6 protein-coding genes are annotated in these 9,554 nt (G+C 62.2%); 1 reads left to right on the top strand and 5 read right to left on the bottom strand.

Annotated elements, in window-relative coordinates; translation table 11 throughout:
- Positions 1-108: 108 nt before the first annotated feature.
- Positions 109-1,401: an aminotransferase class V-fold PLP-dependent enzyme gene (locus ACRESJ_RS10780; RefSeq protein ID WP_431757889.1), complete on the bottom strand. Its 1,293-nt coding sequence runs from the start codon at positions 1,399-1,401 to the stop codon at positions 109-111.
- A gap of 29 nt (positions 1,402-1,430) precedes the next feature.
- Positions 1,431-2,780 (bottom strand): pyoverdine-tailoring dipeptidase-like protein PvdM, encoded by a 1,350-nt coding sequence (pvdM, locus tag ACRESJ_RS10775; protein ID WP_431757888.1) that lies wholly within the window; start codon positions 2,778-2,780, stop codon positions 1,431-1,433.
- Positions 2,781-3,122: 342 nt separating this feature from the next.
- Here pvdM and ACRESJ_RS10770 point away from each other — a divergent pair, with 342 nt between their 5' ends.
- Positions 3,123-4,742, top strand: coding sequence for a PvdJ/PvdD/PvdP-like protein (locus ACRESJ_RS10770; protein ID WP_431757887.1), 1,620 nt, complete (start codon positions 3,123-3,125; stop codon positions 4,740-4,742).
- Positions 4,743-4,898: 156 nt separating this feature from the next.
- On the opposite strand, the gene ACRESJ_RS10765 is transcribed toward ACRESJ_RS10770, so the two are convergent.
- From ACRESJ_RS10765 to ACRESJ_RS10755, 3 genes are read right to left on the bottom strand one after another with little or no spacing between them, the layout of a single operon-like run.
- The gene (locus ACRESJ_RS10765; RefSeq protein ID WP_431757886.1) at positions 4,899-6,293 is read right to left on the bottom strand and encodes an efflux transporter outer membrane subunit; all 1,395 of its coding nucleotides are present in this window, start codon (positions 6,291-6,293) and stop codon (positions 4,899-4,901) included.
- Between the two features lie 7 nt (positions 6,294-6,300).
- A complete protein-coding gene (locus tag ACRESJ_RS10760) occupies positions 6,301-8,274 on the bottom strand; it encodes a MacB family efflux pump subunit (RefSeq protein WP_431757885.1) in 1,974 nt (657 codons plus the stop codon).
- Positions 8,275-9,447, bottom strand: coding sequence for an efflux RND transporter periplasmic adaptor subunit (locus tag ACRESJ_RS10755; RefSeq protein ID WP_431757884.1), 1,173 nt, complete (start codon positions 9,445-9,447; stop codon positions 8,275-8,277).
- Positions 9,448-9,554 lie beyond the last annotated feature (107 nt).

Here is a 9,554-nt window from a genome sequence, read left to right as displayed (position 1 = left end):
GTGGGAGCGGGCTTGCTCGCGAAAGCGGTGTGTCAGTCGACAACAATGTTGTTTGGCAGACCGCATTCGCGAGCAAGCCCGCTCCCACAGGGGGACAGCGTCATGCCGTCAGGCGGTTTTGTTGAGCAACGCCATAAAGCGATCGATCTCGTTTTCGCTGTTGAGCAGGCCGGGGGCGATGCGCACCACTGGGCCTGCATCACGCTCCACCGCATCGCAAACCACGCGGTTCTGCATCAGGCCCGTGGCGACTTTTTCGCACTCCGTATCCTTGACCCGGAAAAACGTGAAACCGGCGGACAGCTGCGGACTCTGAGGCGTCACCAGTTCAATCCGTGGCATTTCAAGCAGCCGGTTCTTGGCATAAGTGTTGAGTTCATGAATGCGCGCCTGAACCTCAGCCTTGCCAAGATCCAGGTGCAGTTTGAACGCCTCATCCGCCGCCCAGCGGTGCTCGAAACTGTGATAGCCACCAGGGGTCATGATGGTCGAGAAGGTGGTGGCTTCCGAGAATGTCGGAATGATCGGCGTGACGTCCTTGAGCTCCGCCGAGCGGGCGCAAATGATGCCGGTACCGCGAGGGCCGAACATCCATTTGTGGGTGCCGGCGATGAAGAAATCGCAGTGCATGTTGGGGAATTCCAGGTCCTCGACACCGAAACCGTGCACGCCATCGACCACATACAGGATGCGGTCCTTTTCCTCACGCTGACGGTTCAGCTCTTCCACCAGCTTGCCGATTTCGCCGATCGGCAACTTCACGCCGCTGCCCGATTGCACCCAGGTCATGCCCAGCACGCGGGTTTGCGGGCTGATGCCTTTGCTGATCGAAGCGAGTACTTCATCCACCGAAACGTCGCGGCTGTTCTCGAAGAGCTTTAGCTTGCGCACCTTGGTGCCCTGGCGTTGCTGACGGAATTCCAGGGTGTAGTGGGTGGAATAGTGTTCGTGTTCGCTGACCAGGATTTCCTGATCCGGGCGCACTTGAATACCACCGTAAATCATCGCCAAACCTTCGGTGGTGCTGCCGGTGAGTGCGATCTGCTCAGGCGTGGCATTGAGGTAACGACCGGCCCAGACCCGCACATTGTGCTCGCGCTTTTCGGTCTCCTGCAGGTCCCAGTCCATCGCCCGGCCGGGGTTGCGGTCGATGTTGGCGCGGTGCAGGTCGATGGCGTTGCGCACCGGCGTTGGGTGCGAGGTCACCAGGAAATTGGCGAAGTGCAGGTAGTCGTGGTCCTGATTGAACAACTGGCGCAATTGCATCCATTTTCCCTTGAGAAGGGGGTTAGGCATGGGCTGCGTATTACCTGCCAGCGCCGGCAGGCTCCCGCCAGCAGTCAGGGGCAAGCCAGCGGCGAGTATGCCGGCCTGCTTGAGGAATGAACGACGATTGGTCATGGCTTGGGGCTCGCTCGGCAAAAGTGGCATCAGTTTTTAGCGACGGGTTTGGAGGACTTCTCGACCTGGTCCCAGACCCGCAGGAAGTTGCCGCCCCAGAGCTTGGCGATATCGGCCTCGCTGTAACCGCGACTGATCAGCTCGGCGGTGACGTTGCGCGCCTCGCTGACATCTTTCCAGCCATCGAGGCCGCCGCCGTCGTTGAAATCGGAACTGATGCCCACATGATCGATGCCGATTTTCTTCACCGCGTAGTCAATCGCATCGCCGTAATCCTTGAGGGTGGCCTTGGGTTCTTCGTCGACAATGGCGTAGAGCTGGCTGGCGTATTCGCCAAAGCGCTGCTCGGGCCAGACGGTGATGATCGGATCGCCCGGCATCAATGCCATCTCCAGGCCTTGCAAGGGTTGCAGGTCGAAGCGAGCGCGCAGGGCGTTGAGTTTGTCCTGGGTGGCCTGGCTCAGGGGGCGGATGTAGGTCGGAAAGCCGACGATCTGCACCACGCCGCCGCTGTCCTTGATCAGCTGCATTTCGTGGTCGCTGAGGTTGCGCGGAATGTCCACCAGCCCACGCGGGGCCGAATGGGACGCGACCATCGGTGTGCGGCTCAAGCGGGCGACTTGCTCCAGCGCCTTGGTCGACATCTGTGACACGTCGATGATCACACCCAAATCGTTTAGACGATGCACGGCTTGCTTGCCGATATCCGAGAGACCGCCAAGGGCGTCCCGCGAATCATTGAAAAACGGCAGCGGCCGGGACGAGTCGGCCCAGGCGTTGTTGCCTACATAGCTGAAACCGAACATGCGCATGCCCCGCGCTGCCCACGTGTCCAGGGCATTGACGTCGTTACCCAGCGGATAAGCGTTGAGCATGCTCATGAAGATCGCGAATTTGCCTTCGCCATGCAGGCGGCGGAAATCGTCGGGGGAGTAGGCGATGGCGACCTGATTGGGAAAGTCACGCACCAGGGTGGTGATGATTTTGTAGCGGGTTTCCTGCTCGAAGCGCGCCTCGTCGATGAAGCCGGCAGTAGGGCGATGCGGCGCGTTGGGGCCGTTCCAGATTTCCGGCCAGCCGAAGATGGTCAGCGCCGCACCGGACAGGCGACCGCGCCCGGTCTTCACCAGGTCGAACTGGCCACTGCCGTCCTTGTCGGCTTCATTGCCGGCGGTGCCAAAGTCCATCGGCACGGTGATGTGGCTGTCGAACGAGAGCAGGCGTTCATGCAATTGATCGGCTTGCTTCATCACTTTGACCGGGTAGCCGGGGTTGTCCTTGAACCCGTAATCCCAGGCCGCGAAGCCTGCCCCGGCGCTGATCGCCAGGGCCAGCGGCAGGCCGATGAAAAGAGCCTTTTTCGAGCGTGGTTTTGTCATTGCCGTCTCAGTCAGTTCGCCGTCGAAGTGCAGGCGCGGGGGCCTTTGCTATCTGGGATGAACGAGTAAGCGGCCAGAGAATTTAGTCGTTTGTACCGGCCTCATCGCGAGCAGGCTCGCTCCCACATTGGAATGCGTTCTCCTGTCTTGATCGTTCCCACGCTCTGCGTGGGAATGCAGCCCGGGACGCTCTGCGTCCCATCCAAAGCCGAACGCGGAGCGTCCGTGGAGGCATTCCCACGCAGAGCATGGGAACGATCTGGGGTGGAGGCATAAATTTATGGACGCAACAATCGTTCTAGCTTGGATAAAGCCTGCTCCATGGCTGACACAGGTAGGGCAATGAGGATTTCTCGACGATGGTTCGTGGCAGGCCTGGCGCTGACGGGTGCTGCGGTGCCGGCGGCTCTTTATGGGCATCGCGAATGGACGAAACCGGATCCGACGATCACCCCCGGTGAAGCGTCGTTCGATGTGGCGGATGTGGCCGGCCGGCGTTTGGCGGACACGTTGCGCGGCGTCTGGCAGATCCGTTTCGAAGGCCGTGATGCCGGGCTTGAAGGATTGCCTGCGGACGGCCTGGAAGTATTTCTCGACATCGGCCACAAGGGGCGCGGGTTGATCGGCTTTCTGGACACTGCCGAGCGTTTGCGCTCCAGCGAGCAACCCCGTTACCGGGTGCTTGGCGATCTGGCCGGGGTCAAACCGGCTCAGTTGAGCTGGCGGCTGCTCAGCGCCAATAACACCTGTGATTACGAATTCAGCATGGCGCTGGACGAAGTCTGGGCCGCGTTCGGCAATGCGGGCAGCGGCTCGCTCAGTGGTCGCGTGCTGGACCTGGATCGGCCATTGATGCTGACGGCCCAGGACAATCGGTTCATTGCCGTCAAGAAAGTCTTCCCCGAAGCCCGCGAGCGCACCGGCCTTAACCCGCCGCTGTTGGCTTGGCTGACGTCCCAGGAACATCGCCTGTTTCACCAGCTCTGGCATGCTTCCCGGGACAAGTGGCACACCTTGCCCGAAGACAAGCGCAGCGCCTTGCGTGGCATCGGCTGGCAGCCTGGCCCGCGGGACAAGGAGCGTGATGCCCGGGGCAATCGCAAGGATCGCAATGGCTCGGGCGTGGACTTTTTCTTCATGCATCGGCACATGCTCGGCACGGCGCGCTCGCTGCAGGACCTGCCGTCCTGGACGCAATTCCCCTTGCCGCAACCGGAGCTGGCGCGGGACCGTATTGGCTTCGCCAACTATTTCGACAACCACGATGGTACGGCGCTGCCGCCCACCTGGCTGGCCGAGGACGATGACGAGTACTCGCAATGGGTCAGCGACATCAAGACCAGCGAAACCTATCACAGCAATTTCCAGGTCTGGGAGTCGCAATACCGTGATCCGCGCTACCTGTCGAAGCTGACTCTGGGGCAGTTCGGTTCAGAGGTGGAATTGGGACTGCACGACTGGCTGCACATGCGTTGGGCCTCGGTGCCCCGTGATCCGTCCAATGGCCAACCGGTGCCGTTTGCCCGTGATCCATCGGACTTTTCCGCACGCTGGTATGCGCCGGAAAACGATTTCCTCGGGGATCCGTTTTCGTCCCATGTGAACCCGGTGTTCTGGCATTTCCATGGCTGGATAGATGATCGGCTGGAAGACTGGTTTCGCGCCCATGAACGCTTTCATCCGGGGGAGGTCAGCCGGCTGCAGGTCAATGGCGTGCCGTGGTTCGCGCCGGGGCGCTGGGTCGAGATCGACGACCCGTGGCTCGGCCCTGGCACCCATGGTTGCAGCACTACGCCGGGTTTGCAGGCCGGCAAGTCGGTTGAGATGGACCCGGAGACCATGAAGCTGGCGCTGCGGATCACCTTTGGCGAGGATGAAAAGAAACTCGCGGACCTGTTCCGCAAAGTGCCGCAGCGGCCATGGTATGCGCGGCATTTGAAGGCCAAACCGTTCTCTGCCTGATCGTTCCCACGCTCCGCGTTGATCGTTCCCACGCTCCGCGTGGGAATGCAGCCAGGGACGCTCCGCGTCCCAATCAAGAGCCGAACGCAGAGCGTCCGTTGAGGCATTCCCACGCAGAGCGTGGGAACGATCTATCGCAGAGCTCCTACAGGGTATCTACAACACCTGCCACCCACCCCCAAGCGCCTTGTACAACGCAATACTCGCCTGCATTCGCGCCAGCCGCAGTTGCACATTCAAGTCCTGCGCCGCATACAGCGTGCGCTGTGTCTCCAGCACCGTCAGCAAGTCCTCGGCACCGGCTTCATAACGGTTTTGCGCAATGTTGAACGCGGTTTGCGCCTGGCTCAGTTCCTCACCTTGCCACTGTCGTTGCTCGTCCAGCCCGCGAATGCTGTTGAGGGCTTTCTCGACGTCGGCGAAGCCGTTGATGATCGCGCCGCGATAGTCTTGCAGCAGTTCTTCCTGACGGGCCGTGGCCTTGTCGCGCTCGGCGCCCAAGCGGCCGTTGTTGAACACCGGGGCCAGCAGCCCGGCGGTCAGGTTGTAGAACGGACTGCGCAGAATGTCATTCGCACGGTCAGCGCCAGAGCCGATTTCGGCGCTCAACGTCACGGTCGGCAACATGGCGGCGCGGGCGACGGTGACGTCGGCCTGGGCCGCTGCCAGTTGCGCTTCGGCCCGGGCGATGTCCGGGCGACGACTGAGCAATTGGCTGGGTACGCCGGCATCGATTTCCGGCCATGTCAGTTGATCGAAACCTTCCTGGCCCAACTGGAGTTCCTGTACTGGACGGCCAAGCAAAGCGGCGAGGCTGATCCGTGCGTCCTGGGCCTGTTGCTGCACCAGAGGCAATTGCCGTTGCTGCGCCGCCACCAGGCTTTTCTGCTGAGCCAGTTCCAGCGCGGTCGCCGAACCTGAATCGAAGCGGGTCTGCACCAGCCTCAACACGCTCTGCGCATTGGCCAGGTTCAACTCGGCAATACGGCTTTGTTCCTGCAACGACAGGGTTTGCGCGTACCCATTGGCCACGCCACTGAGCAACGTCAACTCCACGGTCGCCTGATCGAACTCACTGGCCTGCAACGCAAACTGCGCACTGTCGCGGGTGGCGCGTTGGCCGCCCCAGAAATCGATTTCGTAAGTGGCCGTGAGGTTGGCGCTGAAATAATCCACAGAGTCATTGTCGCTGTCGGCATCCAGCTGGCTGTAGCCGTTGCCGCGCAGCAGCTTCTGCCGGTTAGCATTCAGCCCGGCCTTGATTTCGGGCAATTGCGAGCCACCGGCGACCACAGTTTCAGCCTGTGCCTGACGCACCCGGGCGATCGCGGCGGCCAGGTCGTAGCTGCCGACCCGTGCCTGTTCGATCAAGTGCCCCAGCTGCGGGCTGCCATAGCGGTTCCACCATTGCGCGTTGCTGTGCGCGGCCTCTCGACTATGTGGCGATTGCCAGGAGGAGGGCGGAATAATGCCGCTGTCCGGGCGTTGATTGGGGCTGCCGCATCCGGCGAGCAGCAGGCAGAGGGTCAACAGACTGAGGGACGGCTTCATCGAAAAATCATTCACTGGTAAGGGCCGTGACCGGGTCGAGTCGGGCAGCTTTGCGGGCCGGCATGAAGCCGAAGACAACACCGGTCACCAGGGCGCAGCCGAAGGCGCCCAGCACCGCTATCAAGGAAAACGCGACGGCCACTTCGCTGAGGATCAGCACGCCGCCGACGATCAGCGCCAGGGCAATCCCGGCGAGGCCGCCGACCACCGAGAGCATCACCGCCTCGGTGAGGAACTGGCGCAGGATGTCGCGCTGGCGGGCACCGGTGGCCATGCGAATGCCGATCTCGCGGGTCCGTTCCCGCACGGTCATGAGCATGATGTTCATCACGCCGATGCCGCCCACCAGCAACGAAATCGCCGCGATCGAACCGAGCATCAGTGACAGGGTGTTTTGCGTGCGCGCCTCGGCCTGGATCATCGCCGCGTTGTTGGTCAGCTCGAAATCCTTCTTGCCGTTGTGCAGGCGCAGCATCAACTCTTCGATGGCCTGCTCGGTTTCCTTGACCTTGCGTGCATCGGCGGCGGCAATGGCGATGTACTCCGGATTGTGGGTGCCGAACAAACGCACGCTGGCGGCAGAGTAGGGGATGGCGATGCGGTCGTCGCTGTCGGAGTCGCCGGAGCTGGCGCCTTTTTCCCCCAGCACGCCGACCACCTGGAACGGCACGTTCTCGATCAGGATGTATTGGCCAATGGGGTTGGCCACATCCTTGAGCAGTTTGGTGCGCACCTTGTGGCCGATCACCGCCACCGCTGCCGCGTTCTGTTCATCGGCTTCGGTGAAGTAGCTGCCTTCGACCACGGGCCAGTTGAAGATCGCCGGGAAATTGGTGTCGTTGCCGCCGACGTAACTCAAGTGGTCGAGGTTGCCAAAACGCACTCCGGCTTCCTGGCCGTTGACCGGCATGATGCGCATCACTTGCGGCAGGCTCGCCACCGCCTTGACCTCGTCCAGCGTGATGATGCCCAGCGGGGTTCGCGGGTTGGGCGCCGAACCGCTTAAGTAAATGATGTTGGAACCGAACGCGCCCATCTGCGCCATGACCTGGCGCTTGCTGCCTTCACCGACGGCCAGCATCACCACCACCGAGGCGACGCCGATGATGATCCCGAGCAAGGTTAGGGCAGTGCGAAACTTGTTGATCCACATCACCCGCCAGGCTGCTTGCACCGCGTCAACCAGCTCACCTTTCCAGGCTCCGTTGGCTTCGGCGCCCTCGCTCAGGCGTTTGCGCAAATCTACGGCTTGCAGGGCGCCGGGGTTGGCCGAGTTTTGCGCGATGGGGTTGTCCCGTGCACTGTCGCTGATGATCAAGCCGTCGCTGATTTCGATGATGCGTTTGGCCCGGGCCGCCACTTCGCGGTCGTGGGTGATGAGGATCACCACATGGCCCTGGCTCGCCAGTTCGTCGAGCAGCGCCATGACTTCCTTGCCGCTGTGACTGTCGAGGGCACCGGTGGGTTCGTCGGCGAGGATGATATGGCCGCCGTTCATCAAGGCGCGGGCGATGGACACCCGTTGCTGTTGCCCGCCCGAGAGTTGATGCGGGCGGTTGCCGGTGCGCGTGGCCAGGCCCAGGCGGTCGAGCAGGGCGGCGGCGCGGGCATGGCGCTCGGCAGCCGGGGTGCCCGCGTAGATGGCCGGCATCTCGACGTTTTCCTGGGCCGAGCCCGAGGGGATCAGGTGGTAACCCTGGAACACGAAACCGAAGGCTTCGCGGCGCAGCCAGGCCAGCTCATCGCTGTCCAGTGTGGCGACGTTTTCCCCGGCGAAACGGTATTCGCCCGAGGTCGGACGGTCGAGGCAGCCGAGGATGTTCATCAGTGTCGATTTGCCGGAACCGGAGGCGCCGACAATCGCCACGAATTCCCCTGCATGGATTGACAGATCGATGCCACGCAACACGTGGACTTCAGGGGCGTCGCCACCCCCGTAGGCTTTGCGGATTTCCGAAAGGTAGATCAGGGGCGTCAGCATTCAACCGCCACTCCCGTCGGCCGGTCCGATCAACAGGTGATCGCCTTCCTGCAAGCCGTCGAGGATCTGTACCCGCAGACGATCGTTGATGCCGGTGCGGACATTGCGTTGTTCGATGCTGCCGTTCTTGGCGACCACTTGGGCCGTCTGGGAATCGGCTTGCGCGCCGGCCTGCAGGGCGGCAATCGGCGCGGTCAGTACGTTTTGCGCCTGATCGGCGACAAAAAATACCTGGGTGGTCATCTCCGCCATCAAGGCGTTGTCGGTGTTGTCGACGTCAAGCAACACGGTGTACAGCACCACGCGAGCGCTGCCGCTTTTGCTTGAGCTGGCGGGGCTGCCACCGCCCTGGCTGGTCTGGTCGAGGGGTTTTGGCGGTACCGGCAAAATCTGTCGCACAGTGCTTTTCCAGCGCCGGGTGCCACCGCTGAGGGTGGTGAACCAGGCCATCATGCCAGGTTTGACATGGCCGATGTCGGCTTCCGACACTTCAGCCCAGACGGTCATCGGTGACAGTTTGGCGATGCGCAAAATCAGCGGAGTCTGCTGCTGGGCGTTGAGGGTCTGACCTTCGCGGGCGTCGAGTGCGACCACGGTGCCGGACATCGGCGCGTAAATGCGCGTGTAACCGAGTTCGGCCTGATCGCTGCGCAGGCTGGCTTGAGCCTGTCGGATCTGCGCCTGGAACATGTCGATGCGGGCCTGGGTGGCGCGCAGCTCGGCCTGGGCGGTCTGCACGTCTTCTTCGCGAGTGGCGCCGCCGGCCTTGAGGTGCTGTTGGCGCTGGAATTTCTGCCGGGCCAGCTCATGCAGCGCCCGTTGTTCTTCAAGCTGCGCCTTCAGGTTTTCGATGGAGAAACGCCCGGCGTCGAGCTTGGCCTGTTGCGTGGACGGATCGATTTCTACCAGCAGCTGGCCTTCCTTGACCACGTCACCGACTTCAACATGGATCTTGTGGATCTGCCCGGACGCCTGGGCGCCAACGTCGACATAACGTCGAGGTTGCAGGGTGCCCAGCGCCGTGACACTGCTTTCGATGTCGGCGCGGGTGACTTGCACGGTGGCGAACTGATCGCGGCCGGGCGGGATGATCTGCCAGGCAGCAACGGCGATAACGGGGATCAGGCTGAGTGCTATAAACAGGGCGCGTCGGGTCTGACGGGGACGTTTCATGCAGGGTTCCGGCCAAGGGATACGGGGAGCTGTCCTGTAAACGAGGCACACGGCGGCGAATTTAGGCGTCGAAATATGGCGTTACACCTGTAGGAGCTGCCGCAGGC

Origin of the sequence: Pseudomonas sp. (assembly GCF_050739655.1) — a bacterium.
GTDB lineage: Bacteria > Pseudomonadota > Gammaproteobacteria > Pseudomonadales > Pseudomonadaceae > Aquipseudomonas.
This window is presented reverse-complemented; position numbering and strand designations above follow the sequence as displayed.

What these genes read in the sequence shown, in the direction of transcription:
- ACRESJ_RS10780 (WP_431757889.1), bottom strand. Translation starts at nt 1,401, where the DNA reads ATGACCAATCGTCGTTCATTCCTCAAGCAGGCCGGCATACTCGCCGCT.
- pvdM (WP_431757888.1), bottom strand. Translation starts at nt 2,780, where the DNA reads ATGACAAAACCACGCTCGAAAAAGGCTCTTTTCATCGGCCTGCCGCTG.
- ACRESJ_RS10770 (WP_431757887.1), top strand. Translation starts at nt 3,123, where the DNA reads ATGAGGATTTCTCGACGATGGTTCGTGGCAGGCCTGGCGCTGACGGGT.
- ACRESJ_RS10765 (WP_431757886.1), bottom strand. Translation starts at nt 6,293, where the DNA reads ATGAAGCCGTCCCTCAGTCTGTTGACCCTCTGCCTGCTGCTCGCCGGA.
- ACRESJ_RS10760 (WP_431757885.1), bottom strand. Translation starts at nt 8,274, where the DNA reads ATGCTGACGCCCCTGATCTACCTTTCGGAAATCCGCAAAGCCTACGGG.
- ACRESJ_RS10755 (WP_431757884.1), bottom strand. Translation starts at nt 9,447, where the DNA reads ATGAAACGTCCCCGTCAGACCCGACGCGCCCTGTTTATAGCACTCAGC.